The following is a 26,507-nucleotide window of genomic DNA, read 5'->3' as shown; positions in this document are numbered from 1 at the left end:
CTGAACCACGATGTCGGAACGCACGGATTCTCCGCCCCAGCACTCGGGCCCCACCCTTGAGGACGGGGTCATCGACGAACGCGCTGACGTGGTCGCAGGTGGATCCGAGCACGACGAGCGCCGCACCCCGGTCGCTCTGACGGCTGGCCCGCAGCCGGGGCACGCTGCCGATGCCCGGGTGGCCGCGGAGGCCACGACTCCGCGTCGTTTTGCCGCGCGACCGACTCCGCCTGCGGCGCCCCGGCGTCGTCGGGGTCCGATCAACATGTTGCGGTTCCGCTTGGGACTGCTGGTCCGGCGGTGGAGGCAGTCCCTCCAGTTCCGTGCCGTGAGCATCGCGATGCTCGGGGCCATGGTGATCTTCCTGGTCACGGGCGCATTCCTGTCCCACCAGATCTCCGAGCGACTGTTCAACGACCGCCTGGAACAGGTCTTGGCGCAGTCCGACACCGACTTCACCCAGGTGCAGGCCAGTTTCCAAGCCTCCGACGCCGCGGACCGTGAGCAACTGCAGACGCTGGTCAGCTCGACCCTGGACAACCTGGACAGCGACCCCGCCAGCAGCCAGCGTCGGTGGCTGCTCGTGCCGCTGTCCACGGAGACCGGTCAGAACATGCTTCCCGCCCAGGCGGAGAGCAGTTGGATGACCTCGGCCACCGTGCCGGAGGAGCTCCAGGACCGTGTGGCCCGCGGGGACGGGACCTACTGGCAGTCCTCATCGGTCCGGATGGACGAGAACGGCGCCCCAGTACCTGTGGTGATCGTGGGTCGCGTGGTGGAGCCCCAACAAGGCTCCAAGTACGCGCTGTACCTGGTCAACGACTTCTCCCAGCCCCAGAACACCCTGGACGCGATCCACGCCGTGCTGATCCTGGCCACCCTGGTCCAGGCGCTGCTGGTCTCTGGAGTGGTGGGGTACGTGACCCGGGAGGTGGTCCGTCCCGTGTCCACGACCGCGCGAGTTTCGGAGTCTCTGGCAGACGGCAACCTGGGCGTGCGCATGGAGGTCGAAGGTTCGCACGAGGTGGCCCGCCTGGGGCGGTCCTTCAACCGCATGGCCGACAACCTTGAGGACCAGATCACCCGGCTGGAACGCCTGTCCTCCATGCAACAGACCTTCGTGTCGGACGTTTCCCACGAACTGCGCACGCCCCTGACCACGGTGCGGATGGCGGCGGAGGTGCTCCACAACGCCCGCGACGAATTCGACCCGGTCAACCGGCGGTCCGCGGAACTGCTCTACAACCAGGTGGACCGGTTCGACACGCTGTTGGCCGACCTGTTGGAGATCTCCCGGTTCGACGCCGGTGCCGCCCGCCTGGACATCTCCGGCACCAATCTTTTCGCCCTGATCAACGAGGTCCTGGAGGCCACGGCCCCGCTCGCTGCGAATTCAGGGTCCGTGGTCCGCGTGCACTCGGACCTCCAGCGGTGCATCGTGCAGATGGATCAGCGCCGGATCGATCGCATCTTGCGCAATCTCCTGGTCAACGCCCTGGAGCACGGCGAAGGCCGCCCCGTGGACATCGTGGTCAAGGCCTCCGACGTCGCGGTGGGGATCGCCGTGCGCGACCACGGCATCGGCATGACGCCGGAGCAGACCCAGAAGGTCTTCAACCGGTTCTGGCGTGCCGACCCCGCCCGCGCTCGCACCACGGGTGGAACCGGACTCGGGTTGTCGATCGCCGTCGAGGACACGCGTCTGCACGGCGGCCGACTCGACGCCTGGGGCTCTCCCGGGGACGGCGCGTGCTTCCGCCTCACCCTGCCCCTGCTCAGATCGCGCCCCCTCTCGGACGCGGACCTCAGCCCGGTGGATCTGCCCCCGGTGGACGACGAACTGCCGTCGGTCGCCGTCGTCACAGACACCGGAACATTCGCCGCGGTCCCGCTGGACCGCGATTCCGTGATCGCGCCCGTCACGGAAACGATCCCCGTCATCAGCCCGCTCGACGACGACGGTGACGACTCGGCCGAGGAAACCCCCGGAGGGGACCGGGCATCCGGGACCGACACCGTCCCAGTCCCGGAACACTATCCCGTGCGGGCCGCGGCAGGGCTGGAGGGACTCGGTGCGAGCATGACCAGCCTGCGTCCCGCCATCGGCGGCGACTTCCTCACCTCCAGCACCGTGAGCGACGAGGGGGTCACCGGCGCCCATCAGTCCGAGGCCGTCCCGGCGGCGGCAGTCCATGGCCTGGGCGAGGACACGGCCGACGATCTCGACGAGGCCTACGAAGACCTCTACGCGGACGACTCGGGTGAACTGCCCGCTTTCCACGACGCCGAGGACGACGACCAGACGGGTGGTGCCCGATGAGGCGGACACACAGGTTCTCCCTGCACCGGTGGCCCCTGGCCGTGACCGTGACCGGGGCCCTGTTGCTCTCTGGCTGCGCGTCCATCCCCACGTCTGGACCGGTGCACCAGGCGGATCCGCCGGTGTCCTCCACCCCGGACGCCAGCACCGAACCCGCCGTCGCCGGCCCCGAAGCCGACATGACCCCCGAAGAGGTCGTTCAGGGCTTCCTGGCGGCAGGACAGGGCCAGGACGACGATTACGCCGTGGCGCGGCAGTACCTGACGACGGATCTGGCGGAGACCTGGAGCCCGTACGAGCGCACGGTCGTCTTCTCCGGCGCAGCCGGCATCCAGGAGGGACTCGAGGAGAACCAGGTCCGGGTCAGCGTGGACGAACGCGCCACGATCGATGACCACGGCGTGATGAAGCGACGCGAGGCGGGCTCCAGCGAGGAGATGGACGTGGAGTTGACCGAGGTCGACGGCCAGTGGCGGATCTCCTCGGTTCCCGACGGGGTCCTGGTCCCGGCCTCCAACCTGGACGACCTCTACCAGCCCCACAACCTGTACTTCCTCGGCAAGGACGGCAAGACCGTGGTGCCCGATCCCCGGTGGTTCCCGGACCGCCAGGGAGTCTCGACCTCCATCATCCGGGCCCTGTTGAACGGCCCGGCCCCGTACCTGGAGGGTTCCGTTGACTCCGCCTTCCCGGAGGGCACAGAGCTCGCAGGCCCCTCTGTGCCGGTGCAGGACGGGACGGCCGAGGTGTCCCTGGACGTGCCGGACTACAGCGCCGTGGACGTGGTGGGTAACCGGAACATGTACTCCCAGGTGAGTCTGACCCTCTTGGCGCTGGGGAACGTGGAGAACGTGAACCTGTCGGCCGGCGGGGGAGAGGCGGACCTCGGCGCGGATGACCAGTCCCCGTTGTCGCCCGACCCCGTCACGGTTCCTTCGCGTCAGATCGGACTGGACGGAGACCGACTCGTGTATCTCCAGGGCGGGCAAACCCAAGCCGTGGACTCGGTCTCCGATGCTTTGGTGGGGCAGGCGCCGCAGAATCCGGCGATGAATGCGGACATGACGGAATTTGCGGCCCTGGTCGACGACGGCTCCACGCTCGTGACCTTCACCGACGCCGAACCCGAAGCCGTTGAGCGGTTCACGGGAGAGGACCTGTCCGCTCCGTCCATGGACCCCAACGGCTGGGTCTGGGTGGGTACCGGGGACGGTCAAGTCAGGGCTGCGGATTCCGGGACTGCAGGGACGCAGGCCGAGGACGTCGACGCACCGTGGTTGGACGGTCGGGCGGTCAGGTCCCTTAAGATCTCCCGGGACGGTTCCCGTGCCCTCATTGTGGTCTCCGACGGAGAGTCGGCACAGGTGCTGATCAGCGGGGTTCAGCGTGACGACGACGGCAGACCGCAGTCCTTGAACACCCCGTACCTGGTGGACTCCGGGGAAGGCGACCTGATGATGGGCGACGCCGCGTGGATCAGCGAGACCCAGTTCGTGGCGACCTCCGTGACCGACGGCGGTACCGCGCCCCGGCTGTACGACATCTCCGGGCGCTACCGCGAACTGCCCTACGTCGACGACGGTGTGACCAACGTGGCGGGAGGCAACGGGGAGCGCGAGATCTTCGTCGAATCGGGGGACGAACTCCGCCTGCTCACCGGTGAGTCCTGGTCCCCGCAGAGTGACCAGATCGCATCGACGGCCTTCGCCGGATGACGTCAACCCCGGAGCGAATGGGGCTCCACAGTCCTCGCGCTGACGGGCACGCTTGAGTGGGCCGACACCCGTCGTGAACTGAGTCGGTCCGTGGTGGGAACCGCGGTGCAGGCTGCTCTCGTGAGTGTCCACGGACAGGCATGGGATCGCGTCGCCACCGCTGTGACCGGGGTGATCGCAACCGGTCTGGAACCGGTGCTGCCCGTTGAGTGCGTCGTGTGCCGAGAGCCCGGAGCGGCGCTGTGCCGCTCGTGTCGGCGCCTGCTCCATCGCAGCACCGCCCATCCGGCACGTGTCGAGCACTACGCCCGCCATGCCGACGGACTCCCCATCGTCGCGGCGGGCACCTACGAACACGAACTGGCTACGTGTCTTCTGGCCATGAAGCAGGCCGGGCGCACGGACCTTCTTCCCGAACTGGGGCCGGTGCTGCTGCGAGCCGTGCGCGCCGCCCTCGGAACTCCGGGGCCGGTCGACGACACCGCGGGGCCACGGCGGGTGGACCTGGTGCCGATCCCCACCTCCGCCCGGGCCCTCCGTCGCCGGTGGTTCGATCCGGTCGGCGAGCTGCTCTCGGCAGGGCGCCCGGGCGTCAACCTCCCGCCGGGGACGTCGGTCACACCCTGGTTGGTGCACCGTAGCCGGGACCCGGACGGTGCGATCCGCGAACTGGCCCAGCGGCTGCACCTTGGTCCGCGTGCGGAGGCAGGGGCGCAGAAAGCACGTTCTGCCGACGCGCGGGTGCGCTCGGGTGCTCAGAACTTCCGCGTGGCAACGGGACGTCGTCTTCCCTCCGGCCGACGGGCACAGCCGGGTGCGGTGGTCCTGATCGACGACGTCGTGACCACCGGGGCCACGTTGTCCAGAGCCTGTCGGACCCTGCGTGACGCGGGGGCGGAGGTCCTCGGCGCGGTCGTTCTGGCAGCGGCCCATACGCCGACAGGGAACATGCCGCACGGGGTCGGCCACGAAGGCCTGTGAAGGTGAATTCAAAGTGTGAGCGGGGTAACGTGAGAGGTACCGGGATTGGTCCCCGGGGTGGAGGTTGCATCGCCGGTCTCCACAGTGACCAGCGAGACTGGAGGACACCATGGAGCTCATCATCCAGGGGCGCAACGTCAGCGTTCCGGAACGGTTCAAGGAGTACGTGGCCGAAAAGGTCGTGAAATTCGAAGAACTGGGTGACAAGGTCCAACGGATCGAAGTGAAGGTCGTCAAGGAGAACCCCACTCCCGGTCGTGACGGTATGCGGGTCGAAGCCACGGTTATCGGGCGAGGCCCCGTCCTCCGTGCAGAGGCCCGGGGTGATGACAAGTTCGCAGTGTTCGACGAGGCCTACGCCAAGCTGATCGAGCAGCTGCGCCGCGCCCGCGATCGTCGTAAGGTGCACCGCGGCCACCATCGTCCCACCGCCGTGTTCGAGGCCACTGGTCCGCTGCCCGTGGCACCGACCGATGGCCCGGTCTATGCCTCCGAGCAGGAACTCGCGGCTGCCGAGGTCGAGGCCTTCGACACGGAGTACGGCCTGGAAGACGACGTTCCGCCCGTGGAGATCCGGCGCAAGCGGTTCCCTGAGGAACGCATGACCGTGGACCAGGCCGTGGATCGCATGGAACTGGTCGGTCACGACTTCTACCTGTTCGTTGACGCGGAAACCGGTGAGCCGTCGGTCGCATATCGCCGGAAGGGCTGGGAATACGGTGTAATTAGTCTCAGCTCGGAGGCCACCGACACGGAGTCGGAACCCGCCCGGGCCTACCAGGCGGGCTAGTCAACACCTGATTTCGACGGTGCGGGGCGAGAGATCACCCCGCACCGTCGTCATGTCCACTGGCGTACACTGGGGCGGATTGTCATGCCCCCGCCACCACGGGAGTATGGGTCGGGACGCGGCGACGTGTCGCCCCACGCCGTAGAGATCCCCCGACGTAGCGATCCCCGCGGACATATCCCCACGACGTACAAGGAGCGTGAGCACGTGGCCTCAATCCTGGAGAAGGTGCTCCGGACCGGTGACAAGAAGGTGCTCAAGCGCCTCAAGGACTACTCCGACGCGATCAACTCGCTCGAGGACGGTTTCCGCGACTTCACCGACGCAGAACTGCGTGCCGAAACGGACTCCTTCCGCTCCCGGATCGAGGACGGCGAGTCACTGGACCGCCTGCTGCCGGAAGCTTTTGCCGTGGTCCGCGAGGCCTCCTCCCGGACGTTGGGCAAGCGACACTACGACGTCCAACTCATGGGCGGTGCCGCGTTGCACCTGGGCAACATCGCCGAGATGAAGACCGGCGAAGGCAAGACGCTCGTGGCAACGGCACCGGCCTACCTGAACGCGCTGTCGGGCAAGGGCGTGCACGTGGTGACCGTCAACGACTTCCTGGCGGGTTCCCAGGCCGAGCAGATGGGGCGTATCTACCGCTTCCTGGGCCTGGAGACCGGGACCATCCTGGCGGGCCAGGATCCTGCCACGCGGCGCAAGCACTACGCAGCGGACATCACGTACGGAACCAACAATGAGTTCGGCTTCGACTACCTGCGCGACAACATGGCGTGGAACGTCGACGAACTCGTCCAACGCGGCCACAACTTCGCGATCGTTGACGAGGTCGACTCGATCCTCATCGACGAATCCCGTACACCTCTGATCATCTCGGGCCCGGCCTCCGGTGATGCGAACCGCTGGTACTCCGTCTTTGCGAACCTGGTGCAGCGCCTGGACCTGGACGAGGACTACGAGGCTGACGAGAAGAAGCGCACGGTCTCCGTCCTGGAAGGCGGCATCGACAAGGTCGAGGACTGGCTGGGTATCGAGAACCTCTACGACACCGCCAACACCCCGCTGATTGGCTTCCTCAACAACGCGCTCAAGGCCAAGGAACTGTTCCAACGGGACAAGGACTACGTGGTCATGAGCGGTGAAGTGCAGATCGTCGACGAGCACACGGGTCGTATTCTCAAGGGCCGCCGCTACAACGAAGGTGTTCACCAGGCGATCGAGGCCAAGGAAAAGGTCGAGGTCAAGCCCGAGAACCAGACGATGGCCACCGTCACCCTGCAGAACTACTTCCGTCTCTACGACAAGCTCGCGGGCATGACCGGTACCGCGGAGACCGAAGCGGCCGAGTTCATGAACACCTACGAACTCGGTGTGGTCGCCATCCCGACCAACAAGCCGATGATTCGTCAGGACAAGACGGACCTGGTCTACAAGGACGAGGTCCGCAAGTTCGCCGCCGTCGTTCAAGACATCGAGGAGCGGTACAAGACGGGTCAGCCTGTCCTGGTGGGCACCACGTCCGTGGAGAAGTCCGAGTACCTCTCCAAGCTGCTGTCCAAGCGTGGGGTCCGGCACGAAGTACTCAACGCCAAGAACCACGCTCGTGAGGCAGCGATCGTCGCGCAGGCGGGACGTAAGGGTGCCGTCACGGTGGCCACCAACATGGCCGGGCGCGGCACCGACATCATCCTGGGTGGCAACGCCGAGGCCATGGCCATCGAACGCATGAAGGAAAAAGGCCTGGACCCCGAGCGGGATCTGGAGGGGTACGAGGCGGCGTGGCCGGCCGTGCTCGCTGAGGCCGAGCTCGAGATCGGCGATGAGCACCAGGAGGTCCTGGACCTTGGTGGTCTGTACGTGCTCGGCACCGAACGGCATGAATCCCGGCGTATCGACAACCAGCTCCGTGGCCGCTCCGGACGTCAGGGGGATCCGGGGGAGTCGCGCTTCTACCTGTCCCTGACCGACGACCTCATGCGCCTGTTCAACGCGGGTGGTGCGGCTCGCCTCATGGCCAACGCGGCGGACGACTCGGCCCTGGAATTCCGCATCGTCTCCCGCGCCATCGCCTCGGCCCAGAACCAGGTCGAGGGCCGGAACACGGAACAGCGCAAGAACGTGCTCAAGTACGACGACGTTCTCAACCGCCAGCGCAAGGCCATCTACGAGGACCGACGCCGCATCCTGGAGGGTGACGACCTCAAGGAGCAGATCCAACAGTTCCTCACCGACGTGGTGGGCTCGATCGTCGTGGACCGGACCAGCGCAGGGCACCCGGAGGACTGGGACCTGGAAGGTCTGTGGGAGGCACTTGGACTGGTGTACCCGGTGGGCGTCACCGCGGACGAACTCATCGAGGAAGCGGGCGGTCGCGAAAAGCTCACCACCGGGTTCCTGCGCGAGCAGATCGTCTCCGACGCCCAGGTGGTGTACGAGGAGCGCGAGGAGTCCGTGGGCTCGGAGGCCATGCGGAACCTGGAACGCCGCGTCCTGCTGTCCGTCCTGGGGCGGAAATGGCCCGAGCACCTCTACGAGATGGACTACCTCAAGGACGGTATCGGTCTGCGGGCCATGGCCCAGCGTGACCCGTTGGTCGAATACCAGCGTGAAGGCTTCACCATGTACGAATCCATGATGGGTGCCATTCGCGAGGAAACCATCACATACCTGTTCAACATGGACCTGTCCAAGCAGCGCGCGGGCACGGGCGGGGCGGTGTCCGTCAACGTTCCTAAGCAGCCCAAGTTCCTGCAGTTCTCCGCCCCGGACGAGGACGGCGACGTCGACGTCCACACCGAGCCCAACACCACGGTCGCGGCGGACGGTCAGTCGGAGGGCGACGGGCGGGCGGACTCCCCGTCGGAAGCACCCACGGAATCCCCGCTGGACAAGGTGTCCACCGACGCCGATGCCGCAACGGCCCAGCCGAGGTCTCGCGCGGAACGCCGTCAGGCCGAAGCGGCTGCCAAGCGCAAGGGCACCAAGCGTCGTTCCCGCAAGGGCAAGTGAGGCTCAGCCGATCTCCAGGACGGTGACACGCCATGCGAGTTCGGGCCGTTCGGCCCGGATGACCAGGGCGCGGGTCCGGGCGTCGTCGCGAATCACCAGGGCGACCTCGTAGACACCCTCAGTCACGTGGCACACGCGCTGCCGCAGGACCTCGGAGTGCCGGTGCGTTGCGTGGACCGGAGCCTGCGGCGGCTCCAGCAGACGGCGCTGCTGCAGTACACCAGAGCGTCGGCGGAGTTTGTCCACGATTTCCGGTGTGGTCCAGCGCAGCAGCTGGGCGGCGGGCCGGGTACCGGCCATGACTTCCAGCGCGGCGACCGCCACTGCTCGGGTCAGAGCGGTGACTCGTTCGCGTTCCGTCCCCGGTGCGAAGGTGGTCGCTGCCTGCTGTCGTCCCCGCCAGACGTACCCGTGCTGCTGGGTGCCTGCTGCTTCACTGCGAGCGATGATGGACATGTCGGGCTCCTCGGAGTCATCGGAACATTCGGGGTACTGGGAGTTTTCGGGGTTTCGAACTGATCGGTCGGCGTTGTCGAAGTACTCGGTGGCGGGTGGACGGACGGTGATGAACGGTTGCGGCTCTCAGGCCCCGGACGGATGCAAGGAGTCAGGAACCGTCAGCACCGTTCCGGCCTGAAGCAGGTCGGGATCCGGGACCTGGGCGGCGTTGGCTTTCCACAATTCGGGCCAGGTGGCTGCGATCTGGGCCGCGTCAGCCTCCGGCCCCAGCAGATCAGCGGTGATGGACCACAAGGACTCTCCGCCGCGAACCGTGACCGTGCCTTCGACCACCCTGTCGGCACCGGCGTGGGTGTCCTGGGTGGGGCGGGACGGGAACGTGTCTCCCCTGGACGGGGCCGGTGGGGCGGTGGGGGAATCGGCGGTTGCATCGGGGCGGTCGTCGCCCGTGTGCCCGGTCTGTCCGCCCCCGGCGGGTTCCTGGCTGCTCCAGAACGGGGACGGCATGGCGGTCGATGACTCCTCGGGCACTCCTGTGTCGCGCTGCTCGTGCGCGGGGTCATCGACCGCGGTCACCACGGGCTGTTCGGCGTAAGCCGCCGTGCCCGCGAGTACGGAGTTCAGGCCCAGGGCGGCCAGGCCCAGGATCACGGGAGTACCGGGGGAGTACAGGTCCAGCGGAGACTCGTGCGAGTCACGCCCGTCGTCGCCGACTGGTGGCGGCGGTGGTGTGAAGCGATGTGCTGATCGCGGAGTCACCGTGCACCTCAACTCTCGTCGTATGAGCGGTCCGTGCGTCGGATGACGTCACGGCAACCAAGTGTCATTTGATGGTGATTGATTGCATTTGATGTTGTTCAAGAGCATGAGCGCACGTTCGATCTCAGTCAATAGCCGAGGGGTGACTTCTTGTTGTGTGGCGTAAAGTGACGGAGGCCACTTGAGATTCCGGGTGTGGGGCAGAACAGGGGAAGCGATGCGTTGGGACGACTTGTTCGCCGACATGGAGGCGCAGCTGGCCGCGGAGCGATACCGCGGTGTGGAGATGGAGGCTGCCGAACTCACCCGCGCGGAGACCGCCGAGGCGCTGTTGGAGGATCGTTTCGGTGCGCACCTGGGATCTCCTGCCCGGATCTCCCTGCGCGGTGGTCGGGGCCTGGACGGGTTCGTGGCCTCCGCCGGCGCGGGGTGGGTGGTGCTTGAGGAGCAGGGCCATGAAACGCTCGTTCCGCTCGCGGCCGTCGACTGGATCGAAGGTTTGGGTGTGCGTCGGCAGTCACCGGAGCATCGGCGTCGTCTCGGGTTGCCACACGCCATGCGCGCCCTGGCAACGGCACGCGCAGCCGTGCAACTGCACCTGACGTCCGGGCCTTCGGTTGTTCTGGAGGGAACCATCGACCGTGCGGGGCGTGACCACCTGGACCTGGCCCTTCACCCGTCGGATGAATATCGACGACGGCGCTCCGTACGTTCGATTCGAACGGTGCCCTACGGGGCGGTCGCGTGCGTGGTGGCACAGAACGTGGGGGACGGGCCCGACTCGGTCTGAGTGATGTGTCAGGCCACGGGCCCCCCGGCAGGGCGCCGGTCGCCGAAAGTGAGATCACCTGCCGTCCTGGCCGGCGGGTGATCAGTCGAGCGAGACGCCCGAGTGGATCGCTTTCGCGGTCTCCTGGTGCTTCTGCTGCACCCATTCCTCGAAGACGCTGATCTGGATGCGCCACTGGCCGCGGCCACCGATCTGGATGGCGGGCAACTCGCCGGAGCGCACCATGGCTCGCACCTGAGCGGGGGAGGCGCTGAGAATCTCCGCCACGTCCGCCAGGGTGTAGAACTGGGCGTTTGCCACGACTTCTCCTTCTGGGCCGGCGGACGTACTGGGCCTGCTGCGAATGGTTGGTCACCAGTGTGCCACCGACGGGTCCTCGTCCTTGGTTGTCCACAGGATCACATGCAAACGCGTCCTTCTGCGGATTGTTGCGTCGGCTGCGTCCACAGATTGACCGACGGTGTTCCGAAGAACTGTTGACGTGGGCCAGGATGACCACGCGAGTGTCCGTGCACGGGCCATCGGACAGCTGGTGGCTCGCTACGTGAGGAGAGCGTTGTGCCCAGTGGATCGAACAGCCGAACCGGGGTCTCCGCGGCTGCGCACGCCGGGGAGCCTTCCTCGTCCGGCAGGTTCCGCAAACCGGGCTGGAAGGAACCGCGTCTGCTGATCGGGTTGGGGCTCGTCCTCGCCTCGGTCGCCGGCACCACGGCCACGTTGGCCCTCACGAGCGTCACCCAACCGCATGTCGTGGCCACGCGCGACCTGGAAGTCGGGACGAAGGTGACGGCTGACGACTTCAGGACGGTCGACGTCCGGTTGGAGGGTGTGGAAGGGTCCTACCTCCAGGACGTTGACGCGTTGGAAGAGGGGACCGTGGTCCTTGCCAGTGTGCCCAGTGGCCAGCTGGTACCCAGCGCCGCGTTGGGAGCGGCCGAGGACCTGGACCGTCGCCCCATGGGCATACCGCTCACGGCTGCGCTGCCCAGCGGCACGGGTGCCGGTGACACCGTGGACCTCTGGGTCTCCGAACGTGAGAACACCGGGCGAGGCTGGGGTGAAGCAGAACAGGTACTCGAGGGGGCGGAGCTGGCCTCCGTCGACGAGGCCACCGGAACCCTGGGTGCTGGGCAACAACTGACGGCGCAGGTGCTGGTCGAGGAGGGCGACGTCTCCGACGTCGTCGACGCCCTGGCCAGTGAATCCCGGATCACACTGGTTCCCCACATCGGCGGTGGCCGGTGAGCGTCCCGCTGACGAGCGTCGGCGCGACGGCGGATCTCCTGGGGCAGGAGATCGACCGTTTGCACGGACCCGTGACGCTTGTCCGGCGATCGGCCGATCTGGCGGAGGTTCTGTCCGTGACCCGCTCCGGTCTCGCGCGGGCGGTCCTCGTCGCGGAGGGTGCCGAGGAGTTCGTGCCCGAAGCCATGGACACCCTTCTGGCGGCGGGCGTCGTGGTAGCGGTCGTCGAAGGCTTCGACGACGACCGCATGGTCGCCGCCGGGGCTGTCTTCGTCCCGGTCGACACCGATGCCCGTGAAGCCGCCGAGATCCTGAGCGATGAATCGCAGCGAATCACGCGGCTCAGAGGGGCCGCACCCGGGGCGCCGACCGCGGAGCCGACGGTGGCCGTTTCTGCGGGCGCCCCGCAGGAGTCGGAGGGGGCCCTCGGTCCCGGAGACGACATCGGCATCGGAGAATCGCTGCTCCTGTCCACGGATGACCACTTCTCGAACGGCGGCAAGCGGATCGACGACGGGGCCCGGTCCCGCGTGGTCGTCGTCTGGGGGCCGCACGGCTCGCCCGGGCGGAGCACCGTCGCCGTCAACCTGTCCGCCGAACTCGCGGCGCAAGGTCACCGGGTCACGCTGATCGACCTGGACACCTGGGGTCCCTCCGTGGCCAGTCTGTTGGGGTTGTTGGACGAGGCCGCCGGAGTCTCCCTGGCTTGCCGAGCCGCGGATCGGAACAGCCTGGATCCGGCGGCGCTCGATCGAGCGGCGGTCCGGGTCGACCTCGGTCGGAGCCACATCGATGTCCTGACGGGGCTGACCCGACCCGACCGGTGGCCGGAACTTCGTTCGGGTTCGGTGCGCAGACTCCTTCATGCCTGCCGAGCTTTCGGTGAGGTCACGCCCCCGGGGGAGGAGGATGCCGCGGCGCAGCAGCCTGTGATCGTCGTGGACATCGGGTTCAGCCTCGAAGAGGACGAGGAGCTGAGTTTCGATTCCGAGGCGCCGCGGCGGAACGCGGCAACGCTCACAGCATTGGAGGAAGCCGATCTGGTACTGGCCGTCGTGAACGCCGATGTCCTGGGGCTGCCCAGGGCGGCGAAGTCCCTGCCGTCACTCATGGAGGCCACGACCGCATCCGTCGTCGTGGTCGCCAACAAGGTCCGCAAGGCTGCGGCCGGGCGTTCACCTCGAGCCGCCGTACGGGAGGCGTGGGCCGCCATCGGTGCCCCGGCCCCGATCAGCGAGTTCCTGAGCTTTGACCCGGCAACTGTGGACCAGGCCGCATTGGACGGGTCGGTGCTGTGCGAAGCTGCCCCGAACTCGGCATTGCGGCGCGAGCTGGAGTCCCTGTCGCAGCATGTCAGCGAACGCTTGGCGGGTCAGGACGTGGCGGATGCCGAGGAGGAAGTTGTGACGGAAACAAAGTTCGGCCGACGCCTGAGCGGCTGGCTCCGCCGGTGATAGCCTGCCAACGGACCCGGCGCCGCCGGTGACCCTGCCCGTCAGCAACCCGGAAGGGACGCGCCGTGCCTCAGTCGGTCGCCCGTGAACGTCCCGAACTCTCGGACCGGGCCGTCGAGCATCTTCACCTGTTGATGGCGGAATCCCAGATCCTGGCGGATCTCGGGATGGGCGATGTCATGATCACGGTGCCGGTGGCCCTGACGCCGGGGCCGCGGCCGCAACCCGCCGTGGGAACGGCCATGCGCGTCGTGTCGCACACCAGGCCCGCGACAGCGCAGACCATGTACGTGGACGATCAGCCCAACCGTGAGGTCGACGACGACCTGGCCGAGTTCCTGCGCGAAGCCTGGGGACGGGAGACCCTGACCGTCAAGCGCGACAACGTCACGCACCGCCAGGTCATGGCCGTGCCGGTGACCTGCGACTCGTACACGCTGGGGGTCCTCTCCCTGCACACCGACGGACCCGAGGACGGGTTGTCCCGCATGGACCTGTTCTACCGGGACAGTGCCCTGGACCTGATGCGCATGGCTCGGGTGGGGGCTTGGCCGACTCCGGGGCTTCCGACCGCCCCGGGGCGGGGTGCGCCGCGCGTGGGGGACGGGGTCATTCGCCTCGATGCCCGGGACCGGGTGAGTTTCATGTCTCCGAATGCCGTCTCGGCGGTCAACCGCCTGGGGTCGTCCCCGAAGGTCATGGGCGAATTCCTGACGGACGTCCTGGCGTCCGTGCTGCCCAAGGGCCAGCAGGTGGACGAGGTGCACATGGGTGTGCTGCGCGGCCGCATGGCCAACTACGCGGAACTGCGCCGGGGCCGGGCCGCCGTCATGTTCCGCTCCATCCCGCTCAAGTTCGACGACGACCGACTCGGCGCGATCTTGCTCTGCCGCGACGTCTCCGAGCTACGTCGTCGGGAACGGGAACTGGACTCCAAGGACGCGACCATCCGCGAGACCCACCACCGGGTCAAGAACAGCCTGCAGACGGTTTCCGCCATGCTGCGCATGCAGACCCGGCGCGCCGAGAGCGAGGAAGCCCGCCGGGGTCTGGCGCAGGCCACGGGGCGCGTGGACACGGTCGCGATGGTCCACGACGCCCTGTCGCAGATGTCCGAGGAGGCAGTGGACTTCGACGCGTACTTCTCCCGGCAACTGCGCACGATCGTGGACCTGGCGGCCACGGAAGGTGCGGTGGAACCTGTGCTTGAGGGCAGTTTCGGGGAACTCCCGGGACGCATCGTCACCCCACTGGCGCTGGTGCTCAACGAAGTCGTGACCAACGCCGTGGAGCACGGGCTCGGCGGGCGGGGCGGAATGGTGACGGTGACCGCACAGCGGCGTCGTCCAGAATCCACGGAGCCCGATCCGAGCACCGGGGGAGTTGAGTCCGGAGCCGAACCGTCCGAAGAACTCGTGGTCACGGTCTCCGACGACGGCGCCGGGCTGCCGGCGGACTTCCCCGTCGGCCGGTGGGCCGCCGACGAGAAGACGGAACCTCGGCTCAAGCCGCGCGGACTCGGATCCAGGATCGTGCGGAACCTGGTCCTGGGTGAACTCGACGGCGCGATCACCTGGGGGCACAGACAAGGAGGCGGCACGACCGTCGAAACGATCGTGCCGCTCTACACAGACTCCCGATGAGGCCTGGTCAAGCGCCAAGGCTCAGAGCAGGGGACTCAGACCAGAAAGCTCAGATCAGGAGGCCCGGCGCGCCCGCGCGTTGCGGCGCTTGAGGGCCCGACGCTCGTCCTCGCTCATGCCACCCCACACCCCGGCGTCCTGGCCGGAGGTCATGGCCCAGCTCAGGCACTCGTCCATGACGGCGCAGCTACGGCACACGGCTTTGGCTTCTTCGATCTGAAGCAGGGCGGGGCCGGTGTTTCCGACCGGGAAGAACAGCTCAGGGTCCTTCTCGAGGCAGGCTGCGCGAGAGCGCCAATCCATCAGCGATGGCTCCTTTCGAATGCGCTCCCGACGACGGGCATGACAGATCACGCCGAATTTTCGTGGGATGCGCCAGTGGCACGAGGTAGACGCGAACCGACCAGAGGCCACGTCTGAAAACTTGCCTAGACTTTGGCATGTGAACACAGCGTGAACAAGGGGTTTGGGAGGTTCGTCACATCACTTGACGCCCCTGCGTGTGGGCCTGTGTGTAGGGTCGACGCAGACCATTGCCTCGAGGAGAGTTCCGTGCCCCCCACCGTGTCCAGCCCGAACCCTGACGACGGTCGCCGCCCGAGCGTTCGTCCCCAGGCCCTGGTACCGCTCGTGATGATCGTGGCAGTCCAGGCGTTGGTCCTGGGAATCGGGGCGGCCTTCATGCTCTACGCGATGGTCACGGGTGAGGTGTGGTCCGTTCCCGGTGCGATCTTCCTGACCGTGGTCTTCGGCGGTGGCTGCCTGTGGCTTACGAATGCGGCGCGGGGTCTGTGGCACGGCAAACGCTGGCCGCGGGCCGCGGCTTTCACCGCGCAGTTGTTCTCCTTGGTCGCGGCCGGTGCCATCGTGCGTCCGTTCAGCACCCTGGGTGCCGTGGCGTTGGCGGTGGCTGCGGTCGTCGCCATGTTGTGCCTGTTCACCCGGCCCGTCGTGGACTGGACCACGCAGGAGGTCCGTGCGGACCTCCGGTGAATCGCGCGCTGATGTCGTCGTTGGCGACGCGGCCCGCGTGAATGGGCTCACGCCGCCCGTCGCGCGTGGGGTGCCCGCCGGGCGCGGCGGACTCCGGTACTTTTGGGCATAATGCCGAACTGGTGCCCGTGCGCGCCTGCAAAGAACCCCCCGGAGATCCGCCAGGTGATCTGCCAGCGGGGGAAGACGTCTTGGGAACGGAGTCAACGTGAACGCTGATCTTGTCGTGGTCGGGTCGGGCCTTTTCGGTCTGACGGTCGCCGAACGGGCTGCCAACGAACTGGGGCTGAAGGTCGCGATCATCGACCGCCGCCACCACATCGGCGGCAACGCCTACTCGGAGAAGGAAGAGCGCACGGGGATCGAGGTCCACCGCTACGGTGCGCACCTGTTCCACACCTCCAACGAGCGCGTGTGGGAGTACGTCAACCGGTTCACGGATTTCACCAACTACGTCCACAAGGTCTACACCCGCCACAACGGCGAGGTGTTTCCCATGCCCATCAACCTGGGCACGATCAACCAGTTCTTCCGCTCGGCCTACGGCCCGGGTGAGGCCAAGGCGCTCATCCAGGAACAGGCCGGTGAACTCGCCGGCACGGATCCCCAGAACCTCAACGACAAGGGCATCCAGCTGATCGGGCGCCCGCTGTACGAGGCGTTCATCAAGCACTACACCGCCAAGCAGTGGCAGACCTCCCCGGAGGAGCTGCCGGCGTCGATCATCACCCGCCTGCCCGTGCGGTACACCTACGACAACCGCTACTTCAACGACAAGTACGAAGGCCTCCCGGTGGACGGCTACACGGCCTGGTTGGAGCGGATGGCGGAGCAGCCGAACATCGAGGTCCACCTGGACACCGACTTCTTCGACGACTCCCACGAGTTCTCCAAGGCCAACGTCGTCGGACAGGTACCCGTGGTCTACACCGGTCCGGTGGACCGCTACTTCGACTACGCCGAAGGCGATCTGTCCTGGCGCACGATCGACCTCGAGGAAGAGGTCCTGGAGATCGAGGACTACCAGGGCTGCTCGGTCATGAACTACCCGGACGACGATGTCCCGTTCACCCGCATCCACGAGTTCCGCCACTTCCACCCGGAGCGTGACTACACCAAGGACGCCACCGTGATCATGCGCGAGTTCTCGCGGTTCGCGGAGAAGGGTGACGAGCCCTACTACCCGGTGAACACTTCCGTGGACCGGCAGAAGCTGCTGGCGTACCGCGACCTCGCTGCCGGGGAGTCCTCCGTCCTGTTCGGCGGTCGACTGGGCACGTACAAGTACCTGGACATGCACATGGCCATCGGCGCCGCGCTGTCCATGGTGGACAACAAGATCGCCCCGCACTTCCAGGGTGGAAACAAGATCCAGAGCGGAGGAATCGACGCGTGAGCGAGCAGACCGCAGAACAGCAGGAAAGCCAGGCCGACGCCCAGGGCTACCTGTCCAAGATCTCCAACGAGGTCGAGGAACAGGGGCAGGCGTTGCGCGAGGTGGCTCGGGTGGTCCTTCCGGCCAACCAGGACCTGGACGCCCTGCCGCTGTACGTGGATGGGCCCTTGCAGCGTGAGAGCAGCAACTCCGGGGCCGGCGAGGTCGCGGAGCACCCGGACGACATCCTCTCCCGGCGCTCCATGAAGATCCGCCCGGGACGTCGTGTGTCCTTCGGCTCCTACTTCAACGCGTTCCCCGCCTCCTACTGGCGGCGTTGGACCTCGGCCGAGAAGGTCGTGCTCTCGGTGTCCACCGAGGGCTCCGGCTCTCTGATCGTCTACCGTTCCAACGCTCGCGGTATTTCCCAGCGCGTCGAGGACCGTCGTCTCAAGGGCACGGACACGAGCGAGTTCGAGCTGACCCTGGCGCCGTTCGGCGACGGCGGCTGGTACTGGTTCGACCTGATTGCCGACGACGAAGGCATGACCCTGACCTCCGCGGCCTGGTCCGTGCCGGACGACCGCCCCGCGGGCACCGTGACGCTGGGTGTGACCACGTTCAACCGTCCGGACTACTGCGTCAACACGATCAAGACGATCGCCGGCGCGGACGGATTCGACCAGGTCCTGGACGAACTGATCATCGTGGACCAGGGCAACAAGCTGGTCGAGGACGAGGCCGATTTCCCCGAAGCTCAGGCCGCCATGAACGGCAAGCTGCGCGTGATCCGCCAGGGCAACCTGGGTGGCTCGGGCGGTTTCTCCCGCAACATGTACGAGGTCGTGCAGGGTCGTGAGGACGGCTCCAAGTCCGACTACGTGCTGATCCTGGACGACGACATCCTGCTGGAGACCGAAGGCGTGCTGCGCGCCGTCGCGTTCGCGGACTTCTGCCGGACACCCACCATCGTGGGCGGGCACATGTTCGACATGTACAACCGCCCCCTGCTCAACGGCTACGCAGAAGTGGTCAACAAGCACCGCTTCCTGTGGGGCCCCATCGAGGGTCTGGGCGGCGTCGACTTCTCCGAGGCCGGCCTGCGGTCCCGTCGCATGCTGCACCGCCGCTGGGACGCCGACTACAACGGTTGGTGGATGTGCCTGATCCCGCGCGTGGTCCTGGAAGACGTGGGACTGTCCCTGCCGGTGTTCATCAAGTGGGACGACTCCGAGTACTCCCTGCGCGCCGCGGAAGCCGGATACCCCACGGTGTCCCTGCCCGGCGCGGCCGTGTGGCACGTGTCCTGGATGGACAAGGACGACGCCGTGGACTGGCAGGCCTACTTCCACGAACGCAACCGGCTGATCGCGGCACTCCTGCACTCGCCGTTCCCGCGCGGCGGCCGCATGATCCGCGAGTCCTACAACGTGGACACCAAGCACACGCTGTCCATGCAGTACTACGCGGCATCCACGGTGCTCATGGCCATCGAGGACGTGCTTAAGGGCCCCGAGGGCCTGCACGGGATGATCGGCTCCAAGATGCCGGAGATCCGGGCCCTCAAGGACCAGTTCTCCGATGCCCAGTTCAGCAAGGACCTGGGCGAGTTCCCGGCGGCCAAGAAGTCCAAGCCCTCGAAGCGCGTGGGCCCGCCCAAGCCGCCCACCTACCGTGGACTGCTGCCCTGGGCCGCCAAGACCGTGGTCAAGCAGATCGGACTGCCCGTTCGGGAGCTGTCCAAGACCAACCCGGAGGAGTACGTGGCGCACCAGGACGGCAAGTGGTACCACTTGTCCACCCTGGATTCCGCGGTGGTGTCCAACGCGGACGGCACCGGGGCGGCGTGGCACAAGCGCGACCCCAAGGCCGTGCGTGACCTGCTGGCCCGCAGCGCCAAGCTCCACACGGAACTGCTCTCCCGCTGGGACTCCCTGGCCAAGCAGTACCAGGACGCACTGCCCCAGATCACGTCTCCGGAGTCCTGGGCCAAGACGTTCCAGACCAACCCTCCGGTGGATCCCAAGAAGTGATCGAGCCTCTGGGTTGATCCCGTGGCCGACCGCCCTCGACGGTGGTCGGCCACGTGCATGCAGAATTTGACGACGACGAAGACTGAAGTCCAAGGAGCAAGGATGAGTACATCCGCGCCGGAGTTGATGACCCCGGGCAAGGGCAGGGGCCTGCTGGACGTGTTCCGCAACCGCTATCTGCTGCGTCTGGTCGTGGACAAGGAGATCCAGATCCGGTACCGGGGCACGGTGCTGGGCCTGCTGTGGTCGTACCTGAAGCCGGCCGTGCAGTTCGGTGTCTTCTACATCGCCATGGGTATTTTCCTGGAGCTCAACAAGGGCCTGGAGAACTATGCGATCTATTTGTTCTCCGGAATTGTCTTGATCAATTTCTTCGGAGAGATCTTCGGTAATTCTTCTCGGTCGATCACGGACAACGGGGGATTGCTCAAGAAGATCTACCTCCCCAGGCAGTTGTTCCCGGTGTCCAACTTGTTCGTGGCGCTGGTGCATTTCGTACCGCAGCTGCTGATCCTGTTGATCGCCTGTCTCGCCTCCGGTTGGCACCCGAATTTCAAACAGTTCCTGTGCATGATCGCGGGCTGCGTGATTGTGGCGGTCTTCGCACTGGGACTGGGCATGATCTTTGCCACCTTCAACGTCTTCTTCCGCGATGCCGAGAATTTCGTGGACATGATCATGATGGTGGCCACCTGGGCCTCCCCGGTGCTTTACCTGTTCACCATGGTCCAGGAAAAGATGCCGGCCTGGTTCTACTACATTTATTTCGCCAATCCGCTCACGGTGGCCGTTGAACTGTTCCATTACGGGTTCTGGCTCCCCTCCACGGAGCTGTGGCAGCACTGGCACGTGCCCGCCCATCTGATGACCATTTGGACGCCCGTTGCCCTGTTGATCGCCTTCGGCACCCTGTTCCTCGGCGATTTCCTCTTCCGCCGCTACGAGGGCAACTTCGCCCAGGAGCTCTGAGAGACATGACAACCATTCCGTTCAAGAAACCGGGCGTCACCTTCAGCGAGGAAACGGTGGCCATCCGTTCGGACCACATGTCCAAGTGGTTCACGCTGCGGCATACGCGGTCCATCAAGGAAGCGGTCATGTGGATCGCCAAGGGCCGAAAGGGTGACCTGTCCGAGAAGTTCAAGGCCCTGGACGATGTCTCCTTCGACATCCACGACGGCGAAACCGTTGCCCTGCTGGGCTTCAATGGCTCCGGGAAGTCCACCACGCTCAAGATGATCTCCGGGGTCATGCACCCGGACGAAGGTTATGTGGGTACCCGCCGCAAGGTTGCGGGCCTGATCGAGGTCGGCGCGGGCTTTCACCCCGATCTCACCGGTCGCGACAACGTGTACCTCAACGGTGCGATCCTGGGCATGGACAAGGCCGAGATCGATTCCAAGTTCGACGACATCGTGGCCTTCTCCGAGATCGGGGAGTTCATCGACACCGAGGTGAAGTTCTACTCCTCGGGCATGTACCTGCGCCTGGCCTTCGCTGTCGCGATCCACACGGATCCGGAAGTCTTCCTGGTGGACGAGATCCTCTCCGTGGGTGACGAGCCCTTCCAGAAGAAGTGCATCAGCCGCATCAAGGACCTGGTGCGCCGGGGCAAGACGCTCGTCGTCGTCTCTCACGACCTGGACCTGATCATGGACATCTGTGAGCGCGGGATCGTGCTGGAACACGGGAAGATCGTCTACGACGGCCCCTCCGTGGGGGCCGTGGCCAAGCTGCGTGACCGCCCGGCGGCCGACGTGCAGCGTGAACAAAACGAGCGCGTGGAACGGCGGCTGTACTGGAAGCGCGACGAGCGCAGGAAGGCCGCCGAAGAAGCGGCCGCCAAGGGCGAGAAGTACGTCCCGGAGTACGACCCCGAACTGGACGACCCGGCCGATCTGGACGACCCCACCAAGGTCAAGCGCACCAAGGGGCTGTGAGCACGGGCCCGAGGATCGGCCATGGACCAGGACACGTCGGAAGGCCCCGGACCCGAAGGGGCCATCAGCGCGCTCGTCGATGCACTGCGGGCGGATGAGTCCATCGTGGCCGACACCGTCCGGATCCTCCTGGACACGGTGCCCGGGTACGACGGCGTCTCGACCGACTCCCTGGAACGTTCGACCCGGCGCAACATCCGGCTGAGCACGCAGGTGATCCGCGACGGGCACGTACCGACCGGCGAGGACCTGACCGAGGCCGAGGAACTGGCCACGGAGCGGCTGGCCCAGGGGGTGTCGCTGGGCAGCGTGCTCTCCGGGTTCCGGGTCAGCATGTCCGTGATTCTCGAACGTCTGCTGGCACTGGCGCCCACACACGGGGTCACGGCTTCGGAGGCGTTGTCCTTCAGCACCGGGCTGTGGGCGCTGGCCGACGCATTCTCCTCGAGAGCGCTGCGGGTCTACCAGGAACAGGGGATCGCGGCCGCGGCCGCGGACTCCGCTCGGAGACTGCAGTGGATCGTGGACGCCGTGGTGCGCGGGCATGAGCCGGTGGAACTGCGGCGCGGCGTCACCGCCTACGCGGTGCCCACGGATCGCGCGGTCCGCGCCTTCCACCTGACGCGTCTTCAGCAGGAGGGACTTGACCCCACGGGTCTGGTGCAGTTCGTCCTCGCGTCCGTACCCGGGGCATTGGCCGCACCGTACGGCTCGGCCGCGGTCGGCATCCTTCCCGACGAGGGCGCCGTCCCCCAGGTCCCGGTCGAGCTGCTCCTGGCCGTGGGGCCCGCCGTCGTGCCGGAGGACCTGCCACGCTCCTACCTGACCGCAACTCGGGTGCACGAAGCCGCCTTGGCCACGGGACTTGGCGCAGCTGTGGACCTTGAACGCCTGTCCTGGCGATCGGGTGTGGCAACCAGTCCGGACACCACCCGGGTCCTCGAGCAGCGCCTCCTGGCCCCGGTCCAAGCCCACGGAACGTTCGGCGACCTGCTCCTGGAGTCCTTGGCCGCCTACCTGGACAACGACCTCAACATCGCGCGGGCCGCGGCCGCCATCCCGGTGCACGTGAACACCCTGCGGTATCGACTGCGACGCTACGAGGACCTGACGGGGGTGGACACCCAGAACCTGAACACGGTCGTCGAAATCGCGTGGGTGCTGGCTGCCCGGAAGGGCATGAACCGTTCGCGGTGATGCACCAGCGGTCGTTGTAGATCAGCACAACCGTTCGGCTGCGCGCTTGCACTTTTGTCCGTGGCGTCCATCACAATGAACGAAGAAGCTGGGAGGAGACACCGCCCGGCAAGCAGTTCAGAGGAGGCCGCCATGACCCGAACCGACTCCGCGGGACCCGATTCGTCCGCAACGGACGTGGTGATCGTGGGCGGAGCCCGGACCCCGTTCACCCGTCTGCTCGGGGCACAGGCCTCCCTGCGGGCCACGGACCTGGGGGCGCACGCGATCCGCGCGGCCCTCGAGCGCTCCGGAGTGGACCCCTCCGAGGTGGACACGGTCATCATGGGGCAGGTGGTCCAGGCCGGATGCGGGCAGAACCCGGCGCGGCAGTCGGCCATCGCCGCCGGAATCGGATGGGACGTTCCCGCCCTCACGATCAACAAGGTGTGCCTGTCCGGCCTGACGGCCGTGATCGACGCCGCCCGGTTGATCCGACTGGGGGAAGCCTCCGTGGTCGTCGCGGGCGGCCAGGAGTCCATGACCAACGCGCCGCACCTGCTTCCCGGATCACGCGGCGGGCACAAGTACGGAACCGTCGGCATGCTCGACGCCGTGGCCCATGACGGACTGACCGACGCCATGACGGGTCAGGCCATGGGGGAGCTGACCGAGGAGGGCAACGCGCAGTTGGCCCTCGACCGACGCGAGCAGGACGACGTCGCCGCAAGATCCCATCAACGGGCCGCCGAAGCCCAGGCCGCCGGGGTGTTCGCCCAGGAGATCGCGCCGGTGGAGATTCCCCAACGCAAGGGTGACCCCGCCCTGGTGGAGCAGGACGAGGGGGTTCGTGCGGAGGCCACCGTGGAGTCCCTCGGAAAGCTGCGTCCCGCCTTCGGATCGGGCTCGGAAGCCTCCATCACCGCGGGGAACTCGTCCCCGCTGTCGGACGGTGCGGCCGCCGTCGTCGTCACCTCGCGTGCGACGGCGCAGGCACACGGGTGGGAGGCCCTGGCCACTGTGGGGGCGGCCGGGCAGGTGGCCGGGCCGGATTCCTCCCTGCACTCCCAGCCGTCGCGGGCCATTCAGGCGGCGGTGGACAAGACGGAATGGTCGGTTGCCGACCTGGATTTCGTGGAGATCAACGAGGCCTTCGGGGCGGTGGCCTGCCAGTCCTTGGTGGACCTGGACTATCCGCTGGAGCAGACCAACATCCACGGCGGAGCGATCGCTCTGGGCCATCCGATCGGTGCCTCCGGTGCCCGGTTGGTGCTGACCGCGGCCCTGGAACTGTCCCGGCGGGGGAGCGGCCGGGCCGCCGTCGCCCTGTGCGGAGGCGGGGGCCAGGGCGATGCGCTCCTGCTCAGCCGCTGAGCAGCCCTTACCACCCTCCGTGCTGTCTGAGCACGTGCCCGTCGAAAGGATCTGACCGTGACACTGGACAAGACCGTGGCCACCCCGGCCCAGGCCGTGGCCGACATACCCGACGGGGCCTCGCTGGCCGTCGGCGGATTCGGCCTGTCCGGGAACCCCATGCAGCTCATCAAGGCGTTGCTGGACCACGGCGCCAAGGACCTGAGTGTGGTGTCCAACAACTGCGGGGTGGACGACTGGGGCCTGGGCATTTTGCTCAAAGCCGGCCGGATCGCCAAGATGACCTCCTCCTACGTGGGGGAGAACAAGGAGTTCGCGCGGCAGTACCTAGAGGGCGAGCTGGAGGTGGAGCTGGTCCCGCAGGGCACCCTGGCGGAGAAACTGCGGGCCGGCGGATCCGGCATCGCGGCGTTCTTCACTCGCACGGGGGTGGGCACCCAGGTCGCGGACGGTGGGCTGCCCATGCGCTACGACGCCGACGGGAACGTTCTCAAGGCATCCTCGCCCAAGCCCCTCCACCCGTTCACCCCGGGCCCTGCAGCAGGACTGGAGGAACAGCAGTATGTCCTGGAGGAAGCGCTGGTGACCGATTTCGCGCTGGTCCACGCCCTGAGGGGTGACCGCCACGGGAACCTGGTGTTCAACAAGGCGGCCCGGCAGTTCTCACCCCCGGCGGCCATGGCCGGTCGGGTGTGCATCGCCCAGGTGGAGGAACTCGTGGAACCGGGGGAGCTGGACCCGGACACGGTCCATCTGCCCGGCGTGTACGTCCACCGTGTCGTGGAAGTGGGGTCCCAGATCGACAAACCGATCGAGAAACGCACGGTCCGTCCCGCCACTGAGCACACCTCGGGAGGAGCAGAGTCATGACACAGCAGACCCACGACGCCGACACCACCCCGCCCGTCCGGTCCACCGGTTGGAGCAGGGACCAGATGGCGGCCCGTGCCGCCCACGAGCTTCCGGACGGTTCCTACGTGAACCTGGGGATCGGCATGCCCACGCTGATTCCCAACCACATCCCGTCCGGTCGCACGGTGGTGCTCCAGTCCGAGAACGGGATCCTGGGTGTGGGCCCCTACCCACGCGAGGAGCAGCTCGACCCCGACCTGATCAACGCCGGCAAGGAAACCGTCACGGTCCTGCCGGGGGCGGCCTTCTTCGATTCGGCGCTGTCCTTCGGGATGATCCGCGGCGGCAAGATCGACGTGGCCGTCCTGGGAGCCATGCAGGTCTCCGCCAACGGCGACCTGGCCAACTGGATGGTGCCCGGCAAGATGGTCAAGGGCATGGGCGGTGCCATGGATCTGGTGCACGGTGCGGGCAAGGTGATCGTGTTGATGGATCACTGCGCCAAGGACGGCACGCCCAAGATCCTGCCCACGTGCACCTTGCCCCTGACCGGGCGCGCCGTGGTCAACCGCATCATCACAGACCTTGCGGTCATCGACGTCGTCGGCACCGACGCCGACCCCCGCCTGGTCCTGGTGGAAGCTGCCCCGGGTGTCACCCGTGAACAGGTTCAGGCCCTGACGGCCGTTCCGCTTTCGGACGCCTGACCCGGTCTCAATCCGCCGAACCCTCGCGAAACTCCCGCATCAGACCTCGATGCGCGAGTTTCGCGAGGGTTCGGCGGTGAATGATGGCGCCGGAGCGGTGGATCCTGTCTACGTGCTCAGTCCTCGACGCGGGTGAACAGATCGGTGCGCATGGCTGCAGGATCGCCTTCGGGGCTCGGTTCCGTCACGTAGACCTCCCACAGCGGGAACGTCGGCGTGTGTCCGGACTCCACCACGGCCTGCATGAACGCGCCCCATGCCTCGCCGAGACCGTCGTACCCGCCGATGTAGGTCGTGGCCACGACCTTGCCCGCAGGCAGTTCGGAGGCCACCAGCTCGTCAGGAAGTTCTTGCGGGACGCGGTCCACGGGAACACCGGCTTCGATGTCCACGGTTTCCGAAGGCATCCGTGTGTGCAGCCCGAACGCGGGTCCGACCGGTTGAATCCCCTGCGCGTCCAGCGCCGGGAAGATGCTGCGGAAGGTCGCGTCGTAGAAGCCCGACATCGCCTCCGGGGTCATGGGTAGGTCCTGCTCGCGGGCAACGACGGTGGGGGTCGCGACTGCATCGATTACGACGACGCCGTCGAACGGCTCCGGTGCGACGGAGGTGTTCATGTCGGACTCCTGGGGTGCGAGGTAGCTGCTGTCGACTGCGACTCTACGGCGTCCCGCGACCGCACCGGGAGGCCGTCACTCCGCTGAACCCTCGCGAAACTCCCGCATCAGGCCTCGATGCGGGAGTTTCGCGAGGGTTCAGCGGGGGGGTGCCTCTATGGTTTTCGTCAAGCCGCCAGAGCGACTGACGACGGCGCCGAAGGCGTGGTCGGGTCTTCGTACAGAGTGCCATCCCGCAGCATCGCGTAGAGCACATCAGTGCGCCGCCG

Annotated in this window: 22 protein-coding genes and 1 pseudogene; 18 read left to right on the top strand and 5 right to left on the bottom strand. The window is 66.9% G+C overall.

All coding sequences use genetic code 11. The annotated features are described in order from the left end of the window. The first annotated feature begins 10 nt into the window (after positions 1-10). From mtrB to secA, 5 genes are all read left to right on the top strand, one after another. A complete protein-coding gene (gene mtrB, locus EDL96_RS09060; protein ID WP_325049547.1) occupies positions 11-2,320 on the top strand; it encodes an MtrAB system histidine kinase MtrB in 2,310 nt (769 codons plus the stop codon). Continuing rightward, a complete protein-coding gene (locus EDL96_RS09055; RefSeq protein ID WP_123825479.1) occupies positions 2,317-4,035 on the top strand; it encodes an LpqB family beta-propeller domain-containing protein in 1,719 nt (572 codons plus the stop codon). The genes mtrB and EDL96_RS09055 overlap by 4 nt, the downstream gene beginning before the upstream one ends. Positions 4,036-4,155: 120 nt before the next feature. Then, a complete protein-coding gene (locus EDL96_RS09050) occupies positions 4,156-5,016 on the top strand; it encodes a ComF family protein (RefSeq protein WP_123825478.1) in 861 nt (286 codons plus the stop codon). 109 nt (positions 5,017-5,125) lie between these two features. Next, positions 5,126-5,806, top strand: a complete 681-nt coding sequence (gene hpf / locus EDL96_RS09045; protein WP_123825477.1) for a ribosome hibernation-promoting factor, HPF/YfiA family — start codon at positions 5,126-5,128, stop codon at positions 5,804-5,806. A gap of 207 nt (positions 5,807-6,013) precedes the next feature. After that, entirely contained in the window at positions 6,014-8,821 is a 2,808-nt protein-coding gene (gene secA, locus EDL96_RS09040; protein ID WP_123825476.1) for a preprotein translocase subunit SecA, read from the top strand. 3 nt (positions 8,822-8,824) lie between these two features. Here the strand turns inward: secA and EDL96_RS09035 are convergent, their stop codons facing one another. Both EDL96_RS09035 and EDL96_RS13455 read right to left on the bottom strand, forming a co-directional pair. Next, positions 8,825-9,277 (bottom strand): Rv3235 family protein, encoded by a 453-nt coding sequence (locus EDL96_RS09035; RefSeq protein ID WP_123825475.1) that lies wholly within the window; start codon positions 9,275-9,277, stop codon positions 8,825-8,827. A gap of 126 nt (positions 9,278-9,403) precedes the next feature. Continuing rightward, complete coding sequence (locus EDL96_RS13455) at positions 9,404-10,039, bottom strand: LysM peptidoglycan-binding domain-containing protein (RefSeq protein ID WP_199732576.1); 636 nt, start codon at positions 10,037-10,039, stop codon at positions 9,404-9,406. 217 nt (positions 10,040-10,256) lie between these two features. Here EDL96_RS13455 and EDL96_RS09025 point away from each other — a divergent pair, with 217 nt between their 5' ends. Continuing rightward, positions 10,257-10,829, top strand: coding sequence for a hypothetical protein (locus EDL96_RS09025; RefSeq protein WP_123825474.1), 573 nt, complete (start codon positions 10,257-10,259; stop codon positions 10,827-10,829). Between the two features lie 81 nt (positions 10,830-10,910). Here EDL96_RS09025 and EDL96_RS09020 read toward each other — a convergent pair whose 3' ends face one another. Beyond that, on the bottom strand, positions 10,911-11,129 hold the full coding sequence (locus EDL96_RS09020) for a helix-turn-helix domain-containing protein (RefSeq protein WP_123825473.1): 219 nt from the start codon (positions 11,127-11,129) through the stop codon (positions 10,911-10,913). Positions 11,130-11,387: 258 nt separating this feature from the next. Between EDL96_RS09020 and EDL96_RS09015 the strand changes: the two genes are divergently transcribed. The 3 genes from EDL96_RS09015 to EDL96_RS09005 all read left to right on the top strand — a co-directional run bounded on the left by EDL96_RS09015 (position 11,388) and on the right by EDL96_RS09005 (position 15,171). Further along, a complete protein-coding gene (locus EDL96_RS09015; RefSeq protein ID WP_123825472.1) occupies positions 11,388-12,074 on the top strand; it encodes an SAF domain-containing protein in 687 nt (228 codons plus the stop codon). Next, on the top strand, positions 12,071-13,528 hold the full coding sequence (locus EDL96_RS09010; RefSeq protein ID WP_123825471.1) for an AAA family ATPase: 1,458 nt from the start codon (positions 12,071-12,073) through the stop codon (positions 13,526-13,528). The genes EDL96_RS09015 and EDL96_RS09010 overlap by 4 nt, the downstream gene beginning before the upstream one ends. Positions 13,529-13,593: 65 nt before the next feature. Beyond that, entirely contained in the window at positions 13,594-15,171 is a 1,578-nt protein-coding gene (locus EDL96_RS09005) for a sensor histidine kinase (RefSeq protein WP_233568801.1), read from the top strand. A gap of 54 nt (positions 15,172-15,225) precedes the next feature. On the opposite strand, the gene EDL96_RS09000 is transcribed toward EDL96_RS09005, so the two are convergent. Next, positions 15,226-15,474 carry a WhiB family transcriptional regulator gene (locus EDL96_RS09000; RefSeq protein ID WP_123825470.1) on the bottom strand — a complete coding sequence of 83 codons (249 nt, stop codon included), beginning with the start codon at positions 15,472-15,474 and terminating at the stop codon, positions 15,226-15,228. A 249-nt stretch (positions 15,475-15,723) separates the two neighbouring features. Between EDL96_RS09000 and EDL96_RS08995 the strand changes: the two genes are divergently transcribed. The 9 genes and pseudogenes from EDL96_RS08995 to EDL96_RS08955 all read left to right on the top strand — a co-directional run bounded on the left by EDL96_RS08995 (position 15,724) and on the right by EDL96_RS08955 (position 25,621). Further along, entirely contained in the window at positions 15,724-16,164 is a 441-nt protein-coding gene (locus EDL96_RS08995) for a hypothetical protein (RefSeq protein ID WP_123825469.1), read from the top strand. 208 nt (positions 16,165-16,372) lie between these two features. Further along, positions 16,373-17,560, top strand: coding sequence for a UDP-galactopyranose mutase (gene glf, locus EDL96_RS08990; RefSeq protein ID WP_123825468.1), 1,188 nt, complete (start codon positions 16,373-16,375; stop codon positions 17,558-17,560). After that, complete coding sequence (locus EDL96_RS08985) at positions 17,557-19,572, top strand: glycosyltransferase (protein WP_407656942.1); 2,016 nt, start codon at positions 17,557-17,559, stop codon at positions 19,570-19,572. Before glf ends, EDL96_RS08985 begins: the two co-directional genes overlap by 4 nt. A 102-nt stretch (positions 19,573-19,674) precedes the next feature. Next, positions 19,675-20,541 (top strand): ABC transporter permease, encoded by an 867-nt coding sequence (locus tag EDL96_RS08980; RefSeq protein WP_123825467.1) that lies wholly within the window; start codon positions 19,675-19,677, stop codon positions 20,539-20,541. Positions 20,542-20,618: 77 nt separating this feature from the next. Then, positions 20,619-21,311 (top strand): annotated as a pseudogene (locus tag EDL96_RS08975) (ABC transporter ATP-binding protein); the annotation flags it as partial. A gap of 222 nt (positions 21,312-21,533) precedes the next feature. Continuing rightward, positions 21,534-22,709, top strand: coding sequence for a PucR family transcriptional regulator (locus EDL96_RS08970; RefSeq protein WP_123825465.1), 1,176 nt, complete (start codon positions 21,534-21,536; stop codon positions 22,707-22,709). A gap of 132 nt (positions 22,710-22,841) precedes the next feature. Beyond that, positions 22,842-24,062: an acetyl-CoA C-acetyltransferase gene (locus EDL96_RS08965; protein WP_123825464.1), complete on the top strand. Its 1,221-nt coding sequence runs from the start codon at positions 22,842-22,844 to the stop codon at positions 24,060-24,062. Positions 24,063-24,119: 57 nt separating this feature from the next. Further along, positions 24,120-24,932, top strand: coding sequence for a CoA transferase subunit A (locus EDL96_RS08960; RefSeq protein ID WP_123825463.1), 813 nt, complete (start codon positions 24,120-24,122; stop codon positions 24,930-24,932). After that, positions 24,929-25,621, top strand: coding sequence for a CoA transferase subunit B (locus EDL96_RS08955; RefSeq protein WP_123825462.1), 693 nt, complete (start codon positions 24,929-24,931; stop codon positions 25,619-25,621). Before EDL96_RS08960 ends, EDL96_RS08955 begins: the two co-directional genes overlap by 4 nt. Before the next feature lie 116 nt (positions 25,622-25,737). Here EDL96_RS08955 and EDL96_RS08950 read toward each other — a convergent pair whose 3' ends face one another. Beyond that, complete coding sequence (locus tag EDL96_RS08950; RefSeq protein WP_123825461.1) at positions 25,738-26,238, bottom strand: GyrI-like domain-containing protein; 501 nt, start codon at positions 26,236-26,238, stop codon at positions 25,738-25,740. Positions 26,239-26,507: the final 269 nt, after the last annotated feature.

It is taken from the genome of Kocuria soli (assembly GCF_003797835.1).
Classification (GTDB): Bacteria; Actinomycetota; Actinomycetes; order Actinomycetales; family Micrococcaceae; genus Kocuria; species Kocuria soli.
The sequence above is the reverse complement of the archived record's forward strand: the minus strand, read 5'-3'. Positions and strand labels throughout refer to the sequence as shown.